The organism is Paenibacillus sp. J14 (assembly GCF_000518465.1).
In the GTDB taxonomy this organism is placed as follows: Bacteria; Bacillota; Bacilli; order Paenibacillales; family Paenibacillaceae; genus Fontibacillus; species Fontibacillus barengoltzii.
On record NZ_JADQ01000071.1, the window covers coordinates 1 to 19005 of the forward strand.

Sequence of the window (19005 nt, forward strand, 5' to 3'; positions counted from 1 at the left end):
CATTCACCGAGGGTATGACGGATTTTGTGCAGCATGAGCCAAGCGGTCTTGTAGGTCACTTGGATTACCTGACTCAACCGCAGCGCCGAGATGCCATCTGGGAGCAGGAACAGCTCCAGTGCTTGAAACCACTTCACCAAAGGCAGATGAGTTCTTTCAAAAATGGTACCGACCAAAGGCGAGGCTTGATAGCCGCATCTTCCACATTCAAATAAAGGAATATGTCGAGTGGACAGACGGGTGCACTCGGTATAAGCGCAGCGCGGGCAGACAAAGCCATTTGGCCACTTCATCGCGATGATCGCCTCGATGCAGTCGGCTTCGTTTCGAAAACGGCTGCTAAAAGATTGAAGCTCTGAACTCGTACTGATCTCCATGTCCGATCCCTCCACAATCAGAAATGCGCACATACGTTCTCTTCTTTCGTTATACCAAACGTATGTTCGTTAATTAAGAAAAATATTCCAGACCTCATCTTTTTCTAAATGTCGGATGAAATGATCCCCTATAAATTAAATGAATAAATCCCCAATTACTGAACGAAAGGGATAATGGTGCAAAAGGGGTGCGCAAAGGGGTACAGGGTTACTGTACAGTGTTACTGCATTTTGTGCTGCCAAAAAGTATATTTGGGCGAAAGCTTGACGCGAAAATTATTAAGGAGTATATTATTAACCGCTAAAATATTTAAGTAGTAAAGTAATTAAATTATGAAATTAATCGAATCGAACGGCTCAAGGCAGGAAGGAGGAGAGAGACGTTGGTGAAAAAAGAAGAGCTGTTCGAAGTTACCTCGATGTTTCGAATGCTGTTCAAGGCGATCACCCAGGAGTGGAACAAACGCGGGGGCGAGTTTAACCTTAGTTTTCCGCAATATAAGATGCTCTACATGCTCAATACTTCCGGGACGCATACCGTATCACAGATTGCAGAGAGCTTGGGGATTACCTCGGCAGCCATCACGGGAATTACGGACCGGCTGGTCACGGAAGGATATGTGAACCGTGAACGCGGGGAGAACGACCGCCGGGTTGTCAACATCTCGATTACCGATCGGGGGAGAGAAATCATGAATCAGATCACCGAGCGGCAGAAGGAGATGCTCGAGGGGATTTTTGATCAGTTGCATGAGGAAGATCTACAGCATTTGCGGCGAATTCTTGGCGTGGTGCTTGCAAATATAGAAAATAAATCATAACGGAGATGGAGAAACTACATGGAACATTTATCACTTAAACGTAAAGTTTCGATCATGATCGCTATCATGGCCGCGATGTTCTTCGCCGCCATTAACCAGACGATCGTGAGCACAGCCATGCCGCGAATCATTTCGATTCTGGACGGCATGGACTATTATACTTGGACGATTAACATTTACTTGCTGACGTCCACAATTGCTACTGTCTTGGTCGGCAAGTTGTCCGATATGTACGGGCGGAAGCCGTTTCTATTGATTGGGATATTGCTCTTTATGGTGGGCGCATTTATGACGGGGACATCTTCGAACGTGTTCCAGTTCATCGCCTACCGCGGGATTCAAGGGATCGGTGCCGGGATTATCCAATCGACGGCCTTTACGGCTGTAGGTGACTTGTTCCCGCCGCGGGAACGTGGGAAATGGATGGGTCTGATGACCGCGATTTTCGGCTTCTCGAGCGTGCTCGGCCCAACCTTGGGCGGTTACCTCGTCGATCACATGGATTGGCACTGGCTGTTCTGGATCTTCCTGCCGCTGGGCATCGTTGCATTTATTATGATTTTGTCGCTGTTTCCAAAAATGGAACGCGGCAGCTCCCAAAGTATCGACTATGTCGGCTCGCTATTCATGACGACGACGATTGTGCCGCTGCTGTTGGCCTTCTCTTGGGCCGGAACAACCTACGCTTGGGGTTCGACGCAAATCATCGGCCTGCTTGTGGCCTCGGTCGTATCTGGTTTGATCTTCGTATTCGTGGAACTAAAGGCGAAAAATCCGATTTTGCCAATGCATTTGTTTAAAAACGATGTGGTGACGATTTCGAATATTATCGGTTTTATTATGAACTTCGGGATGATGGGCGCCCTGATTTATCTATCGTTCTTCGTACAGGGCGTGTTGGGCATTTCGCCGACTTATGCGGGCTACGTAACGATGCCGATGTCTATCGTCATGGTTGTCGCGAGTGCTATCACTGGTCAAATGATTGCTAAGAAAGGGAAATACAAACAGTTTGCCTTGTTTGGCGTTCCGATCATGATCGCCGGGATGGTCATTATGATTTTCATGAACAGTGTACCGGTTGCCATTCTTAGTATGATCGTATTTGGTTTAGGCCTGGGCGTTGGGATGCCGGTGTTCTCGCTGGCTACGCAAAATGCCGTGCCGCATAAAGAGCTGGGCGTCGTTACTGCATCGACGCAATTGTTCCGTAACCTTGGCGGTACGATTGGGATCGCCGTGATGGGGACGGTAATGTCCAACAACTTGACGAAAAACCTGAAAGAGGCGCTGCAATCCTCGTCTGCACCGGATATGAGCCAGATGGACCCGCAAGTAGTTCAGCAAATGACGGCTTTCGCGAATCCGCAGACGTTGATGAACAAACCGCTGCTGGAGCAAACGCAAGCTAGTTTGCCGGCCGATGCACAGCCGCTGTTTGCGCAGATGATTCAAGGCATCCGTGATGCCTTGGGAACGACGTTGTCTACTGTATTTTTAACAGGTACATTGGTGCTCGTTGTGGCCTTGGTGCTGGTCTTCTTCCTTCGCGAGCTGCCGCTTCGTTCCTCGAACCAGGCACCAACTCCTCAAAGCGTTAAAGAGGGTGGCGAGGAAGGTGCGGTGCAAGCTGCACAAGCTTCGGCTCCGCATCAAGCTTAAGTAGAAAATTTTCTATGTAAGTCATAGCTGTTAAGGCAAGCCAGAGTTCTCGCATTTCGGATGCGAGAACTCTGGCTTTTTGCGTTAAGTTGATGTGAGAAAAACGTGGCGAAAAATGTTGATTTAAGAGAAGTATTGGACAATTTTGCGGAATTAAATTTCAAAATATATTTTCTTATTGAAATAAAATTTCAACGTCTTTATAATTGCCCTAAGAGCAAAACTATCAGCTGATTTAAGAGAGCGGGGGTGGTGAACATGCCGGTACAAATCAGTTGGCCTCCATCGTAGAAAAATGCCTTCTGTCTATACCGGATTACACGGGTAAGCTCCCGTACGTAACGCTAAGGAGGGGTGCAGATGAGCGAAGTGAACTGGCTCGAGGATACGGAAGCGGCGGAAGCCATGGGACTGGACCCGGCCCGAGTCCCATGGATCGGGAACACGCTGCGCGAAGCGGTGAGCGCAGGGGAGACTCCCGGCGGAGTTGCGGTCGTGTCCCGGCGCGGCAGGCGCATTCGCTTCGCCTGCGGCAACGCCGTGGATGACGACACCGGGCAGACGCCGATCTCGTTTGAGACGATCTTCGACTGCGCCTCGCTGACGAAGATCGTGGTGACGCTGCCGCTGACCTTGCTGCTGGCCGAACGCGGACAGCTGCGGCTGGATGATCCGGCAGCGCTCTATCTCCCGTCCCTGGCCGCCGCCGAAGCGAAGCGGCGGTCAGGGACGAGGGGAAAGCAGATGACGCTTCGCCATCTGCTCACCCACACGGCGGGCCTGGCACCGTTCTACGATCTGCACTCCCACGGCTTCAGCCGGGAGGAGATCGTGGACTACATTTGCCAGGCTCCGCCGGAGGCGGCCCCGGGCGCTAGGGTGGTGTATAGCGACCTGGGCTATATTTTGCTTGGCGAGATCATCGCCAAGGTAGCGGGACGCCCGCTGCCGGAGCTGGCGGCAGCGGAGCTGTTCACGCCGCTGGGTCTCGCGTCCAGCGGCTACCTCACGGCACCGGCGCCGGAGGTGCGCCGGCGTCTCGCCTCAACCGCCGAGCCCGGCACGGCGGTTGGCGCGGGTCCCGCGGGCGTTCCCGTCCACGACGAGAACGCCCGGGCCCTGGCCGGCGTCAGCGGGCACGCCGGCCTGTTTGCCACCGCGGACGATTTGGCATCGTACGCGGAGCTGTGGCTCGGCCGCGGCTACAGTGCCGCCGCTGGCCGGCGGGTGCTCTCGGCCGCGGCGGTGGAAGCCGCCACGCGGCCGTGCACGGACGGCGTGCCGGGCGGCTGCCGCGGCCTCGGCTGGGTGCTGCGCGGCGATCCGTTTGACGCCGCCGGCGACCTGCTCTCCCCGGTGGCCTATGGCCACACCGGGTTCACCGGCACCAGCCTCTACATCGATCCCGAACTGGAGCTGGCTTGCGTCCTGCTTACCAATCGCGTTCATTACGGGAGGGATCGATCCGTGGTCGGCTTGCGTGCCAAGTTTCACAACACGGTTGCCGCAGCGATTGCTGATGCATAGCAACTGCGGCAACAGGGACCGTTGATCGCGAAGTTTATTTCAAAATAGTTCAACGCTACAGAACAGGAGGGATCATCATGGGACAAATCGCAACCCGGGGGTACCGGCCTGGCGACGAAGGGCCGCTGGTCGAGCTTTGGAACCGCGTGCTGCTCCTCGACCCGGTGACGGCGAAGCGATTCCGGAATTTGGTGCTGCTGGACGCCAACTTTGATCCAGAAGGCCTGCGTCTCGCCTTCGACGAGACGGATCGGCTGGTTGGCTGCGTTTATGCGGTGCGCCGGCAGCTTCCGATGAGCGGCACAGAGCTGGAGCCGGAGAACGGCTGGATTCCATTCTTCTTCGTGGATCCCAGGTTTGAACGGCAGGGCGTGGGCAGCCGGTTGCTGCTTGAAGCTGAACGCTTCTTATGCGAGCACGGCCGCACGAAGCTGTTTTTCGCTTCCTACGCCCCGAACTACATCGTGCCCGGCATCGACGCAGCGGGATACCCGAAAGGAGCGGCATTTCTACAAAAAAACGCCTTTACCAAACAGTACTCCGCCGTTGCGATGGATTACAGCCTGGTGGGTTATGAAACTCCGCCCGAGGTCGAAGCGCTGAAGCGGCAAAGGGAGGAGGAAGGTTATACTTTTCGCACGGCGCAGGATAGTGATTTGACGGAATTAATCCGCTTTAATCTGGAGATTTTTAATCCGGACTGGGCTCGCGCGATCCGTGAAGGGATTCTTCAAGGGTTGCCGCTGGAGCAAATTTTAGTGGCCCGTGAGCGCGGCCGGCTTGTCGGCTTCTGCCTGTTTGGCGGGTACGAAGGGATTCGCGAACGATTTGGGCCATTTGGTGTTCATCCGGATCAACGCGGCCGGGGCATCGGCAAAATTCTACTCCATCACTGCCTTCACACCATGCGCGCCCACGGGCTGCACGGAGCCTGGTTTCTCTGGACCGGCGAGCAGAGCCCGGCAGGGCACCTGTACAAACAAACCGGTTTTTCGGTGACAAGAACCTTCGACATCATGGTCAAGACCCTCGCATAAACACCTCATCCGCTTTGCGTAAAAACAGAACAGCCACAAGCAAACACGATCCTAAGTCCGATCCTGGGAGGGAGAAGCGTGAAAAAAACGTTCATTTGGCTTTTAACGATCGTCTGCGCCATCGGCATGACCGCCTGTTCATCCGGCAACAACGCGAGTTCCTCCTCGAAAGTGACCCTCACCTTGCTCTCGCATTATACCGGTGAAAACGAGAATTTCCTCAAACCTTACATCGAACAATGGAACAAAGAGAACCCCGACATCCAGGTGAAGCTGACGCCGGTCGAATTTGACCAACTGCTCAGCACGATGATGACCAAGCAGACCGCCGGTCAAGTGGCTGACATTGTCCATACGTACACCTTATGGGGCGGACAGCTATCCAAGAATAAGGTGCTGGCTCCGGCACCGGAGGATGTTGCGGCTGACATCAGAGAGAATTACCCCGAATCCGCCGTGGCTGCAGCAACGATCGACGGGCAAATCTTTGGTTATCCGACCGAAGTGCAGGCATATGGTCTGTTCTACAACAAGCGGTTGCTGAAGGAAGCAGGTTTTGAAGCACCGCCGAAAACGTGGGATGAATTGCTGCAAATGGCTTCGGCCATCGAGCAAAAAGACAAGGACGGCAAAACCACCGTACAAGGTTTTGGCTTCTTGCGAGGTTATGCCGGTAAAGTTGTCCAGCCATTTATGGGCCTGCTGGCTACAGCCGGAGGCACGCTGTTAAGCGAGGATTTAAGCAAGCCGAATCTCGATAGTGAAGCTGCAAAGCAAACGATCGATCTTTATTCGAAGGTTTACGGGAGTAACGGAATCTCCGACATCGGGTTTGAGACGACCAAGGCGTTTGGCGCCGGTCAAGTGGCGATGACGATTGAGGCCGGCTGGTGGGCGGGTTCCCTAAAAACGCTCATGAAAGACAGCTTCGTCGACGTAGGCGCTGCCCCGCTGCCTTCACCGGACGGTCAAACTCAAGGCTCGTTGGCCTATACCTGGGCCTGGGGCGTCAACTCCAAGTCGAAGCATCAAGAAGCGGCGTGGAAGTTCCTCAAGTGGTTTAACTCGGTGGAGGTGAAGAACGGAATGACGCCGGAAGGGAACTTCCTGATCGAAGGCTTTAATACGGTACCAGCGCGCAAAACCGATCTCGCCTCGCAGACGATCCAAGACAAGCTGGCCGCCGACCCGATCGCCAAAACGTTCTCTGATGCGCTGCAATACGCCAATCCTGAACAAAGCCCGGCCACCGCTTCGGAAATCCAGGACATTTTGTATAAGCAGATAGAAAATATGTGGGCAGGCAAAGCCACGAAGGAAGAAGTGCTTGAAAATGCCCAGAGGGATATCCAGGCGAAGCTGGGACAATAAGGGGACCGGCCAATGAAACAGAAGCTAGGTTTAGCATATCGAGAAGGCTTGGTTGGTTATTTGTTCCTGACGCCGGTGTTTGTATTTTACGCGATCTTCCTGGTGATCCCGTTTATCTTCTCCCTGTTTCTCAGCTTTACGGAATGGGGCGGCTTTGACCTTGCATCGATCCGGTGGGTAGGTTTAGCCAATTACCGTACATTGTTTTCAGCGAATTCCACCTTTCTGCATCCGATCTTGACCAACACATTCACGTTTGCGTTTGGTACGGTAGCCATTTCGTTTGTCTGTGCATTGGCAGTCGCCTATTTCATCACCCGTCTGCGCTGGGAAGGTCTATGGCGAACGCTGTACTTTCTGCCGTCGGTCACAACGGTTGTCGCCATCGGCAACATTTGGCTGTACCTGTACAACCCAACAAATGGGTTGATCAACGAAATGTTCACTTGGGTAGGTATCCCTCGGCAAAACTTCCTGCAAGACCCCAACACCGCGCTGACGTCGGTTATTGTGGTTGGAGGCTGGCTCGGGATCGGCAGTTCCATGCTGATCCTGTCCGCCGGACTCAAAGCCATCCCGGAAGACTACTACGAGGCGGCGGATCTGGAAGGGGGAAGCGTGTGGAAGGTGTTCCTCGGGATTACGCTGCCGCTGCTGAAGCCATCCATCACCTTCGTACTGATCACCTCGTTTATCGGCGGGCTGCAGTCGTTTACGTTGACCATGGTCATGACGCGCACCGGAGGTCCGGGCGATGCTACCAATGTTGCAGGTTTGGAGATGTATAAGCAGGCGTTTTCCTTTGGTAACTGGGGCCTTGCCAGCGCGATGGCGTTTGTGTTGTTCGTGTGCATCATGATCATTACGGCGATCCAAATGCGATTTTTTAGACAGGGAGGGGTGGAGAGCTACTAATGCGACGGAGAAAAAAGCCTTGGGTTTCCTTCACCATCATCGTCATCGGCTCCATCGCGATGCTGTTCCCTTTCCTGGATATGATCTTCAGCTCGTTTAAGGGGCCGGCGGAGTATAACAGCTTGTACTATCGCTTTTTACCGGAGACGTTCCAGTTCGGCAACTACAAACTGGCGTTTGAATCGTTAAACATCGGGTTGCTGTTCAAAAACAGCCTGCTCAAATCCGTCATCACCACCATTTTGGTGCTCCTGACGAGCTCGATGGCGGCGTATGCGCTGACGAAACTGCGGTTTCGCGGACGGGATGGGATCTTTCGGTTTATTTTGTCGACGATGATGATTCCGAGCTTTCTGTTCTTTATCCCGAACTTTTACATCATGACGCATTTTCCATTGGTAGGTGGTAACGATCTCTTTGGCAACGGGGGCGTAGGCGGGATGACGACGTCGATCCTGTCCTTGATACTCCCCTTTGCGGTTAGCGCGTACGGCATATTCCTGATGCGGCAGTTTATTATGACGATCAACAATGCGTACCTGGAAGCCGCTCGTATTGACGGTGCATCGGAGTTCCGTATTTATTTCCGGCTCATTCTGCCGATGACCGGGCCTGCGTTAGCCACTCTGGCGATCTTTGAATTTATTGGGCAGTGGAACGAGTTCATTTGGGCATTGATCATTAACTCAGTAAATCCCGAGCTGGCGGTCTTGCCCGTTGGGGTGCAAATGCTGAAGGACCACCTGGATCCGACGTTGACCCAACCGCTTCTGATGGCAGGACTTGTCATCTCGACGGTGCCGATCCTCATCGTGTTTATCATTCTGCAAAAATATTACGTCCGCGGCATGATGAACTCTGGGTTGAAAGAATAGGCGTGGCGGATATTTTGATTGCCAACAATACTACAACTTGAAGGGAGATTCCGGATCATGGAAATGGATAAACCACAACATATATTGGCCATCGGCGGGCATGCCGGAGATATGGATTTAACAGCGGGGGCTGTGATTGCAAAATACGTACAGGCGGGGCATAAAGCGACCTTCCTGCACTTGACGCCAGGCGAGAAGGGGCATCCTAAGCTGTCCCCAGACGATTATGCGAAGCAAAAAATCGAAGAGGCCCACCGTTTCGCCGAAATCGTTGGTGCCGACGTACGGTTTCTTGCCTACAAGGATGCGGAGCTGCCAGTTGATGAAGAGGTGAAATATCAGGTTGCGGATGTCATCCGCGAAGTGAAACCGACGCTTCTTATTACGCATTGGAAGGGCTCGATGCATAAGGATCATGCGAACACGCACTACATCGTTGAGGATGCCCGGTTCTATGCGGCGCTGAAAACGATAGAGCGGGCGCTGCCGAATCACTACTCCGGCCCGCTCTATTATACCGACAACTGGGAGGACCCGTATGACTTCCAGCCAGAGGTGTTCGTGGATATCCCGGAAGAAGCCTATGAAACCTGGGTAAAAGCGATGAACGTGTACGCCTATGCGCGCGGTGAAACGTCCGGATTCCCCTTCATCGAATACTACAAAGCGCTGACCATCGTGCGCGGGGCGCCGGTCGGGTTTAAGCGGGCCCAGGCGTTTATGGTTCCGCGCGGTGCTTTAAATAAGCGGGTGCAGTTTTTATAGTATACACATGCCGACCGGGGCCTTGGGGTCCCGGTTATTTGATTATTGGACCTTTAACTGGAGTTGTTGCTCTCTGGCGGCCTCTTTTTAACCATTATCCCGTTGGTTCAGGAATACCTGAGTTAGGCGGTGAAGCGGGTGGTGGTGAGATCGATGGAGAGCGGGGACAAAATAGGTGGAGAGTAGACCTGATTCAGATACATAATGATGCAAAAACGCACGATCAGACTACAAGTTCGCATGCCATCTGACTGAAGGGGATAATGGTGGAAAAGGGGCTGCACAACGGTTGTTGTTCTGGATTCCAACTTGCTGAAAGCAAGCTTCTGGCATAAACTTGAGGGCAGAAACTAAGTTTAAGGGCGGATGGTTATGACTTTGACGCAACCTAAGGTGGCTGTGATCGGCAGTTTGAATATGGATATTGTGGTGGAGGCGCGGCAAATTCCACAGATCGGGGAGACTCTGCTGGGCGACCGGGTTCGCTTCATCCCGGGAGGCAAAGGGGCAAATCAGGCGGTTGCCGCAGCTCGTTTGGGGGCGAGCACCTCAATGATTGGTGCGGTTGGGGCGGATGCTTTTGGAGACGATCTGATGGCTGCCTTGCGCAAGGAAGGCATTGATGTCAGCGGCGTCAAACGGCTGACCGATACGGCAACAGGTGTTGCTTCAATTTACGTTGCCGATGGTGACAACAGTATTCTGGTTGTTCCCGGAGCTAACGATCAGGTGACACCGGCGGATATCGATCAGCACTTGGACAAGCTGAAGGAGGCCGATATCGTGCTGCTCCAGCTGGAAATTCCGGTGGAAACGGTGTTATATGCAGCGCGAATTGCTAAGTCGTTGGGCAAGAAAGTAATTTTAAACCCTGCCCCGGCTCGGGAACTTCCGGCAGAGCTTTATGGCTGTATCGACTATATAACGCCGAACCGTACGGAGCTGGGGAGATACGCCGGGATAGGATTGGACATGACGGATGTGAACAGCGACTTCCTCCGCCTGGCGATGCAGCGCCTCAAGGAACGAGGTGCGGCCCAAGTTGTGACCACGTTGGGCGCTGATGGATCGGCCTATTTGGCTGAGGCGGGGGAGGTTCGAACCGTGGCGGGACATGTCATTTCTGTTGTAGATACGACAGGGGCCGGCGATTGTTTTAATGCTGCGCTGGCCGTCGCTCTCGTTCAGGGGCAAAGTCTGGAAGAAGCCATACAGTATGCGTCGCTGGCTTCCGCGCTGGCTGTGACGAAGTTTGGTGCTCAAGCGGGTATGCCAACAGCGGACGAAGTGCGGCGTTTTGCGGCGGGAACGGGCTTGCCCCAAGCAACAACGCTAGGAGAGCAGATCCGCGTAAAGCGGATCTACGAAACGGCAGCCCCCGAGGACGGATACCGCATCCTCGTGGATCGCCTATGGCCGCGCGGGATGACCAAGGCCGATGCGGCGATTGACGAATGGATGAAGGGAATCGCTCCCAGCCCGGAGCTGCGCAAGGAATTCGCGCACCGGATGGAGCGGTATGCGGAATTTAGCACCAACTATTTGCGCGAATTGAACAGCAGTCCGGAATGCGCCGTGCTGGCGGACCGGATCCGCGAAATCGCGCGCGAACGTCCGGTCACCTTGCTGTATGCCGCCAAGGACCCGGTGTATAATCACGCGAACGTGCTGCGGCGTTGGCTGTTAGATCAGTAAAGCAACAAAGCTGCTCCCTCGCTATTGAAGCGAAGAAGCAGCTTTTTTTCGCGTAAGGAAACTAGAGAATATCACTGCGCTGTCAGCTCTGCTGCAAAAACCGGAACCCCTTCTTAACCCCGTCTCCGGCATATATCACCGGGTTCAGCTTGTCGATCAGCAAACGACCCTCCGCGCTCAAATATTCCTTGGCGACGGATCGGCTGACGATTCGGCCAAAAATATGGGTCAGCCCCGGGAATTCCTCGCTCTCGACAACTTCAACAACCCGGCAAGCGATGGAGATCGGACACTCTTTAATCGCCGGGGCATTGACATGCTCCGAAGCTACCGGTGTCAGGCCGGCTGCGGCGAATTTGCTGCCCTCTGCACCGGAGCGTGAACCGCAATAGTTTATTGCCTCCTGCAGGGAGCGATCCGGCAGGTTCACCACGAAGTCGGTTCCCGCCTTGAGATGCTGTGCGGCAAATCCTTTGCTGTTGTAGCCCAGCACCATCAGGTCCTTCAGCGAGTAAGAGGACGAGGACGGCGTCACGTGCGCAACCCCATTTTCATCGTAAAAGCTGGTTAAAATGACCGGGAAACCATAATACATTTTTTCAAAGTTAACCTCGATTTTCTCCATGTTACATCCTCCTAATCCATCTATTTCTTACCAAGAAGCTCTCTATTGAAGATAACGCTGGAAAAGGAGCGATAAGGTGATTCCGGTCACACTATCTTTTACAGAGCATGTAAGGTATGGCAAGCTCTGAAGGAGAGCGATAAGACGGCAGACTTAATTAAATTAAGCCAAATGAAAAGCTCCTGGACATGATCGTCCAAGAGCTTTTTTTGCATGTATATGTAACAAAGTTGCCCCCATGCGCTTAACGCTTCACCCAAGCTAACTCCAAGTCCATCTCCCGGATGCATTCATCGGAATCGTACCGGTCATTGTCGATCAGCGGCGTTACGGGATAGGCCTGCATCTCCTCCGCTGCATGCGGCCGCAGGATGGGGTCCAGTGCGTCGAGGTCACTAACCTCTTCATCCAGCCACTGGGTCATAGCCTCGGGGGACAAAATCGCCGGCATCCGGCTTTCAAACTCCCCGATCAGCGGGTTTGCCTCTGTCATCACGAGGGTACAGGTGCGAAGCGGCTCGCCGCGCGTATCCCGCCAAACTTCGTACAGGCCAGCGACCCCAAAGATACCGCGGTTTTTCAGCACAACGCGCACGGGATATTCCTTCTTACCGTCCTTCTTCCAATAATAAAAGCCATTGCAGGGGATCACACAACGCTGCGTACTGATGAGCCGACGGTACGTCGGATTCTGGTGAACGTTCCGCAGATCGGCATTCACCGCATCTTTGCCCCAATAAGGAACGAGCCCCCAGCGGAATTCGTCCAGCACCCGCTCTCCGTCCTGCTGTAATACCACCGGCGTGGGCTGTGTGGGGCTGATGTTAAAGCGATTTTTATAGTAACACATGACCCGTCCAATCTGAAAATGCTCCTGAACCTCCGGCAGCTCGGCCGCCATGGAAAATCGTTGACACATAAACTCTCTGCCTCCTTTACCAAGTTGTGATGTATTGTTTGCTAAAGGAGGAAAATAATTCAATAATTCATATTAATTTTTGGAGATATTCCGCGGATCACTTGGCAAGCGAAAACGAAAATGTAGTCGCTTGATTCTCCACACTTCTGACCTTTATCACGCTGCCATGTTGTTTGATGATCGATTGTGCGATGGAGAGGCCCAGGCCATAGCTGCCGTCTTTATACGTGCGGGAGCGATCGGCGCGGAAGAATCGGTCGAATACCTTTGGAAGATCTTCTTTGGCAATTCCGCGCCCATTGTTGGTAATGGAAAATTCGATGCGTCGGCCTGATCTTGTCAGCGACAGCCGAATCCAACCGCCTGGACTCGCATACTTGATGGCATTGTCGAGCAAGATGCCCACCACCTGGCTTACACCGTCTGGGTCCCCGGATACGATCAGGTCGGGCTCAATCGAACGGGTGAGGGAGAGCCTTTTGCTTGCTATTGCCGCTTCCATGGACTGGGAGACGGTGTCGACAACTTCACTAAGGTTAAAATGTTCTTTGTGCAGCGTTATCCGTTCATCGTCGGTTTTGGCAAGAATCAGCAAATCCTGGACGAGTTTGCCCATCCGGTCCGTTCCGGCCCGAATGTAATCAATCCACTTCATTTGGTTCTGAATGGTATCTTCCTGACTTGCGACAAGTGCGTCACAGTTCGCATGGATGATCGAAAGCGGCGTTTTTAGTTCGTGGGAGGCGTCGGCTACGAATTGCTTTTGCTTCTCCCACGCTCCTTGGATTGGCTTGATCGCCCGGTTAGCGAAGTAAAAGCTCACACCCAAAATCACGATCAGCGTGCTGATGCCAACGAATAGCAGGGTCATAAGAAGTTGATTTAGCGTGCTGTTCATCTCCGTAACATCCAGGAAAATGAGGCTGTAGTTTTGGTCGTTAACGGCTTGTGGAATCCCGTCTTCGCCAACGACCTGAACGCGGATGGGAGCGACGGAATACCGCCATTCTCTGTCTTCCAGTTTAATCATTTCATTCTCGTCTTGGTTCTTCCAAGCGATCTCCACGAGCTGTTGATATGCACTTTCAGGCAAATTAACGGCGGATTCGATACGGACGATCCTTCCGTCTTCGTCAACTTCCACATGAAAAGTGCTGATATCATCCGCAAACCTATGCCTTACTGTGGTTGGACTCCCGTTTTGTCCCGATGGTTGATTTGGATTGTCAGGCCCAACTTGGATTTGTGTCTCAGGCTGAGTATGAAGACGTTGACGAATATCCGCCTGCAGATTGCTGTACGCAATGAAATAGACAAAGGCGAATGCTGCAATGATGACGCCTGAAGTAATGGACAGATTTAAAAAAAGTAATTTATTCCGCAACGTACTGAACATAGTCCCACCCTCTACGGTTTCAGGATGTATCCCGCTCCCCGAATCGTTTGGATGATTACAGTTGAACCCATCATTCCAAACTTTTTACGAAGGAGGGAAATGTACATCTCCACACGGTTTTCGTCCGCGTCTGTCTCATAGCCCCATACTTTTTCAATTAGCATCTCTTTCGAGGTGACGAAGTTCTTTCTGCGCATGAGCAGTTCCAACACTTGAGATTCCTTGGGAGGAAGTTGGACCTCATCAGCCCCGCATCGGAGTATGTGAGCAAGCGGATCCAGCTGTAAGTCGCCGCATGTCAACAGTCCGTCCAGATGCAATATCGTTCCTCGCCGGCCAAGCGCTCGCAAGCGGGCAAGCAGTTCATCTGTTTGGAACGGCTTGGCCAAATAATCATCGGCTCCGCAATCGAGCCCATGAATTTTGTCCTCGGTCCCCCCTCTCGCGGTCAGCAAAATGATCGGGGTCATGATGTCGTTGTCCCGCAGTTCCTGGAGAACGGCGAGTCCGTCCATCTTGGGCAACATAATATCCAGAACGATAATATCGTAAATTCCCGAAAGGCCGTGATGTAACCCCTCTTCGCCGTCAAAGGCCAAGTCGACCGTGTAGCCACTTTTTTTCAATACCTGAGCGATGGCTTCTGCAATGAAAACCTCATCTTCCACAAGCAAAATCCTCAATCCTCTTACCTCCAATTCATCGCATAGACCCTCTTCATTAGAAATTATAAATGGCTTCCCTTTAGATAACCTTAAGGGCCGGACGGTTTACCGATGGAAGATATTGCTGCAAATTTCTCTGCAAATCAAAGGTTAGCTAAAGGTTCATCCCGTACGATGATCCATGTAAGCAGCGCTGCTTGATAAAAACACAAAAAAATGGAGGTATCCCACGATGAAATTCAAATTTCCATCTGCAATGAACAACAAGAAAAAACTAGGTACTTTGCTTGTATGCGGGGCGCTTGTTGCTTCCCTCGGTGCGGTATCGGCTTCGGCCTCCAATTCGTTCACAACCCTGTTAGTTAAATCGGAAGACGGTGCGAGATGGTACTCCGAAGACGACGGCAAAACCTGGAGCCAAGAAGCACCTAATGGGGTAAACGAAACGATTGATGCTGACGGCAAAGTGACCATTTCAAGAGGAACGGCTCCTGTGGAAGGAGATCGTCAGGGACCAACAGAAGGAGTCTTCACCCACAGGGGAGGCGTAAAATTGTTGGTGAAAACGGAGAACGGCAAGAAGTTGTATTCCGTTGACGGCGGCAAGACGTGGAGTAATCAAGCGCCTCAGTAATTCGGTTGCAAGTCAACAAATCCGCAGAGTGGGAGTGTTTTTACTCCCGCACTGCGTTTTTTTTGGATATGGATATGAAGCGATCCCGGAAACTTGGCGCCAAAAGCTTGCCATGCGAGAGACGATTGAGGATCTGGCAGAACGAATATGTTTAGTCAATTCCTAGGAGGACACAGCTCAGGCTGATGTCCTTTTTTTATTGGATTCCCTTACTTCGAGGTAAGTACCCCACTTTAAAGTGCGTTCTTGTTTTATTTTTCAACTCCAATAAAATGATTCTCAAAACAAGAAACAGGAGGTTCTCCATGAAAACACTCATCATTGTGGCGCATCCCAACATTTCTAAGTCTGTCATTAACAAGAGGTTTATCGAAGAATTGCGAAAATATCCCGAAACATATACCGTCCATGAATTAACTTCCGCTTATCCAGATGGGATCATCGATGTGGAACAAGAGCAGAAGCTGGTCGAGGCTCACGATCATCTCGTTCTGCAGTTTCCGATCCAATGGTTCTCATGCCCGCCCATTCTGAAAACTTGGCTGGACGAAGTGCTGACTCAAGGCTGGGCTTACGGCAGGAACGGGGGAGACAAGCTGCAGGGGAAAAAAGTAGCTTTGGCAGTCACCGCGGGGATCCGGAAGAGCGATTATCTGGAAAGCGGCCGATACCACTATACGTTGGAACAGTTGCTGACACCGTTTGAGACCACTTTCCGCTATTATTGTCGTGCGGATTATCGCTCGTTTTTCGCTTTTTACGGTGCAGAGATCGTCCCTGGCGAGGAGTATTGTTCAAGTTCAGAAGAAATCGAGCAAGGCGTTAAAGACTATCTGGAGTTTTTGGATAAGTTATAAGTCTCCCGATTCTGCTCCCCCCAATCGCACATCATGTTTAAGATCGGGATGAGGGATTGTCCCCGCTCGGTCAGTGAATATTCCACTTTGGGAGGAATCTGCGGGTACTCTTTGCGCGAAATAATGCCATCGGCCATAAGCTCTTTCAGCATAACACTTAGCGTTTTATAGGAGACGCTTTCCAGGTGTCGGTGAATTTCATTGTGTCGTAAAACCTTATGCTCCGCGAGTAAATACATGATGGTCATTTTATATTTTCCGCCGATAATGGACAGCGTGTAATAGAAGCCGCTCTTTTCCAAGGCTGTTCCTGGTACAGCGCAACGGGTGTTCTTCATGCCCGCTCCTCCTTGCTTGGGGGTAGTAGATCATACTTAGGCATTACGCATTAATCATCTTGTCACTGTGATTTAACAGGCGCATTATATCTTTTTTGGGCGGCAAGCCAAACATGCGCGAGTATTCACGGCTAAACTGCGATGGACTATCATAACCCACCCGGAAAGCAACTTCTGCTGCATCTGCGGATTCAGATAATAATAAACTCCGTGCAGCTTGCAGCCTCAGTTGTTTTTGGAATTGAATCGGGCTCATGGTCGTTACCTCTTTGAAGTGGCGATGCAGGGAAGAAACACTCATATTTGCTATTTTTGCAAGGTCTTCAATCTTAAAAGACTGTTCAAAATGATTCATGATATATTCAATCACATCACTAACTTGGCTGGTGGAACTTCCTTCTATTGCGATTTGTTTTAGTGTGGCTCCATGCTCTCCTTGGAGAACTCTGTAGATGATTTCTTTCTTAATGATAGGGGCGAGCATTTTATGATCCACTGGATGATCCAGTAATCGAGCTAATCTTGTTACTGCGTCCAGCAAAGAAGGCTCTATTTTACTGACATACATTCCTCGTCTCGCATTTTCTTTCTTTTCGACACCCAATTGGAAATCATGCAGCGCTTCTAAAATTTCATGGACTGTGAATTCAATTTTTAGGGCCAGATAAGGAACTTTAGGTGAGGCTTCCGTAACTTGTCCGGTAATTGGCAGTTTTACGGATGCAATCAGGTAATCAGCAGGACCATATAGAAAACGTTCCTGTGAAAGCATCACCTCTTTCGCTCCTTGAACGACAATGCACAAGGACGGTTTATGAACCCCGTACATCGGCCCAATATGGCTGGAGTACCGTGAGAAAAGTAAAGAAGGAATAGCAGTCGCTTGAGTTCCGTCTTGGCCAGTGTGCTTCTCTATCATTTCGGCGAGCTCTGCTCTTTGCCTATATAATTGATCAAACATCTATAATCTTCCTTTGCCTAATCGGATGGTTCCATTATAAATCCTATTCATCGATTTCGTGAATGGTTGTGAGAGGATTATGCAATCATTTGGCAGGATTGTGATACCTGCCCCGATCTCATTTGAGTCATATTAAGAGTACAGGGGATTGTAATTAATCATTTAGTAAGAAGGTGAACAAAATGGAGTACGTGAAACTTGGAAATTCAGGATTGGATGTATCCCGTCTGAGTCTTGGATGTATGGGTTTTGGTGTGAAAGAACGCTGGGTTCACCCCTGGGTGATCGATGAAGAGAGCAGTCGCCAAATTATCAAAAAAGCTCTCGATTTAGGGATCAATTTTTTTGATACCGCCAATGTTTATTCAGACGGAACAAGTGAAGAATTTGTTGGTCGTGCTCTTAAGGATTTTGCCAACCGAGACGAGGTAGTTATTGCGACAAAGGTTTATTTTCCTACGGGAAAAGATTTAAACAGCCAAAAACCGAATGGCAGAGGACTCTCGCGAAAACATATTATGAGTGAAATTGATAAGAGCCTTAAACGGTTAGGAACAGATTATGTAGATCTTTATATCATCCACCGTTGGGATTATCACACTCCTATCGAAGAAACCATGGAGGCATTACATGATGTTATAAAAGCGGGTAAAGCTAGATATATTGGTGCTTCTGCAATGTACGCATGGCAGTTCCTCAAGGCATTGAATGTGGCAGAGAAATACGGGTGGACCCGGTTTGTATCGATGCAAAATCATCTTAATCTTATCTACCGTGAAGAGGAACGGGAGATGTTGCCGCTCTGTAAGGAGGAAAAAATTGGGGTAACTCCATATAGCCCGCTTGCTTCAGGCAGATTAACACGCGATTGGTCAGAACATACGCTTCGATCTGAAACCGACAGTGTACAGAAATCAAAATACGATGCAACTGCAAGCACTGACCGTATCATTGTAGATCGGGTCGCCGAACTGGCGGAAAAACACGGTGTTCTTCGTTCACAAATTGCAATTGCTTGGTTGCTGCAAAAAGAAACGATAACCTCACCCATTATAGGGGCGACGAAAATATCCCATCTTGAAGATGCCGTTGGCGCATTATCGATTAAATTAACCCCCGAAGAAGTTGCTTATTTAGAAGAACCGTATGTACCGCATCCAGTAGTTGGAGCACTATAGATTTCTTTGATGCAACAAGTCCAGCGGTATGATGTCAAGCTGTTGATTTAATCGAACTGGAAATTTCCCGTGCCTGTTGAGCGCGGAGTCACGAAAAAAGGGCGCATCAAACCAAACCCAGCCAAAAACCATGTCAGATACCAGATTTTTACTGGGAATTCGTGAAGGACTAAGGCAAAGGAGGCGTTAATCCTTGGCGCTATTCACCTTCCTTCGAGGCGTGTAGAGTTGGCCGCTGCGTAGCAGCACATCGACCANACGCACGAGTTTTCTTGCCGTTAAGACGAGGGCGCGTTTGTGTTGATTCTTGGGCACTTCGTGATACTTCTTCCGGTAATATTCACCGAATTCTTCATCGCGCATCCTAACCGAGTTGGCAGCTTCAAC

At 51.2% G+C, this 19005-nt stretch carries 19 protein-coding genes and 1 pseudogene; 12 read left to right on the plus strand and 8 right to left on the minus strand.

Going from position 1 to position 19005, the window contains the following annotated elements; all coding sequences use genetic code 11:
* On the minus strand, nucleotides 1-377 hold a 377-nt coding region (locus tag M891_RS0119975; RefSeq protein ID WP_028540026.1), incomplete at its 3' end, for a transposase.
* 386 nt (nucleotides 378-763) lie between these two features.
* Between M891_RS0119975 and M891_RS0119980 the strand changes: the two genes are divergently transcribed.
* The 9 genes from M891_RS0119980 (at nucleotide 764) to rbsK (ending at nucleotide 11045) form a co-directional block, all read left to right on the plus strand.
* Nucleotides 764-1198 (plus strand): MarR family winged helix-turn-helix transcriptional regulator, encoded by a 435-nt coding sequence (locus M891_RS0119980; protein ID WP_379401793.1) that lies wholly within the window; start codon nucleotides 764-766, stop codon nucleotides 1196-1198.
* An 18-nt stretch (nucleotides 1199-1216) separates the two neighbouring features.
* Entirely contained in the window at nucleotides 1217-2860 is a 1644-nt protein-coding gene (locus tag M891_RS0119985; RefSeq protein WP_028540027.1) for an MDR family MFS transporter, read from the plus strand.
* 360 nt (nucleotides 2861-3220) lie between these two features.
* Nucleotides 3221-4387, plus strand: coding sequence for a serine hydrolase domain-containing protein (locus M891_RS0119990; protein WP_028540028.1), 1167 nt, complete (start codon nucleotides 3221-3223; stop codon nucleotides 4385-4387).
* Nucleotides 4388-4464: 77 nt separating this feature from the next.
* Nucleotides 4465-5424, plus strand: a complete 960-nt coding sequence (locus M891_RS0119995) for a GNAT family N-acetyltransferase (RefSeq protein ID WP_028540029.1) — start codon at nucleotides 4465-4467, stop codon at nucleotides 5422-5424.
* Between the two features lie 78 nt (nucleotides 5425-5502).
* Nucleotides 5503-6795 (plus strand): ABC transporter substrate-binding protein, encoded by a 1293-nt coding sequence (locus M891_RS0120000; RefSeq protein WP_016311255.1) that lies wholly within the window; start codon nucleotides 5503-5505, stop codon nucleotides 6793-6795.
* A 12-nt stretch (nucleotides 6796-6807) separates the two neighbouring features.
* Nucleotides 6808-7710, plus strand: a complete 903-nt coding sequence (locus M891_RS0120005) for a carbohydrate ABC transporter permease (protein WP_028540031.1) — start codon at nucleotides 6808-6810, stop codon at nucleotides 7708-7710.
* Complete coding sequence (locus M891_RS0120010) at nucleotides 7710-8585, plus strand: carbohydrate ABC transporter permease (protein ID WP_016311257.1); 876 nt, start codon at nucleotides 7710-7712, stop codon at nucleotides 8583-8585. Before M891_RS0120005 ends, M891_RS0120010 begins: the two co-directional genes overlap by 1 nt.
* A 57-nt stretch (nucleotides 8586-8642) precedes the next feature.
* Nucleotides 8643-9350, plus strand: a complete 708-nt coding sequence (locus tag M891_RS0120015) for a PIG-L deacetylase family protein (RefSeq protein ID WP_028540032.1) — start codon at nucleotides 8643-8645, stop codon at nucleotides 9348-9350.
* Nucleotides 9351-9722: 372 nt separating this feature from the next.
* Nucleotides 9723-11045 carry a ribokinase gene (rbsK, locus tag M891_RS24250; protein WP_127576666.1) on the plus strand — a complete coding sequence of 441 codons (1323 nt, stop codon included), beginning with the start codon at nucleotides 9723-9725 and terminating at the stop codon, nucleotides 11043-11045.
* An 82-nt stretch (nucleotides 11046-11127) separates the two neighbouring features.
* Here rbsK and M891_RS0120025 read toward each other — a convergent pair whose 3' ends face one another.
* The 4 genes from M891_RS0120025 to M891_RS0120040 all read right to left on the minus strand — a co-directional run bounded on the left by M891_RS0120025 (nucleotide 11128) and on the right by M891_RS0120040 (nucleotide 14668).
* A complete protein-coding gene (locus M891_RS0120025; protein ID WP_028540033.1) occupies nucleotides 11128-11670 on the minus strand; it encodes a flavin reductase family protein in 543 nt (180 codons plus the stop codon).
* Nucleotides 11671-11914: 244 nt separating this feature from the next.
* Nucleotides 11915-12589, minus strand: coding sequence for an SOS response-associated peptidase (locus tag M891_RS0120030; protein WP_028540034.1), 675 nt, complete (start codon nucleotides 12587-12589; stop codon nucleotides 11915-11917).
* Between the two features lie 97 nt (nucleotides 12590-12686).
* Nucleotides 12687-13985 (minus strand): sensor histidine kinase, encoded by a 1299-nt coding sequence (locus M891_RS0120035; protein ID WP_028540035.1) that lies wholly within the window; start codon nucleotides 13983-13985, stop codon nucleotides 12687-12689.
* 11 nt (nucleotides 13986-13996) lie between these two features.
* A complete protein-coding gene (locus M891_RS0120040; protein ID WP_028540036.1) occupies nucleotides 13997-14668 on the minus strand; it encodes a response regulator transcription factor in 672 nt (223 codons plus the stop codon).
* Nucleotides 14669-14882: 214 nt separating this feature from the next.
* Here M891_RS0120040 and M891_RS24255 point away from each other — a divergent pair, with 214 nt between their 5' ends.
* Nucleotides 14883-15284, plus strand: a complete 402-nt coding sequence (locus M891_RS24255; protein WP_036701194.1) for a hypothetical protein — start codon at nucleotides 14883-14885, stop codon at nucleotides 15282-15284.
* Between the two features lie 305 nt (nucleotides 15285-15589).
* Nucleotides 15590-16141 carry an NAD(P)H-dependent oxidoreductase gene (locus tag M891_RS0120050; protein WP_028540037.1) on the plus strand — a complete coding sequence of 184 codons (552 nt, stop codon included), beginning with the start codon at nucleotides 15590-15592 and terminating at the stop codon, nucleotides 16139-16141.
* Here M891_RS0120050 and M891_RS0120055 read toward each other — a convergent pair.
* Entirely contained in the window at nucleotides 16114-16479 is a 366-nt protein-coding gene (locus tag M891_RS0120055) for a winged helix-turn-helix transcriptional regulator (RefSeq protein WP_028540038.1), read from the minus strand. The two genes, M891_RS0120050 and M891_RS0120055, sit on opposite strands and share 28 nt — an antisense overlap.
* Nucleotides 16480-16522: 43 nt before the next feature.
* Entirely contained in the window at nucleotides 16523-17440 is a 918-nt protein-coding gene (locus M891_RS0120060; protein WP_028540039.1) for an AraC family transcriptional regulator, read from the minus strand.
* Nucleotides 17441-17622: 182 nt separating this feature from the next.
* Here M891_RS0120060 and M891_RS0120065 point away from each other — a divergent pair, with 182 nt between their 5' ends.
* Nucleotides 17623-18618: an aldo/keto reductase gene (locus tag M891_RS0120065; RefSeq protein ID WP_028540040.1), complete on the plus strand. Its 996-nt coding sequence runs from the start codon at nucleotides 17623-17625 to the stop codon at nucleotides 18616-18618.
* 186 nt (nucleotides 18619-18804) lie between these two features.
* On the opposite strand, the pseudogene M891_RS25080 reads toward M891_RS0120065, so the two are convergent.
* Nucleotides 18805-19005 (minus strand): annotated as a pseudogene (locus tag M891_RS25080) (IS110 family transposase); the annotation flags it as partial.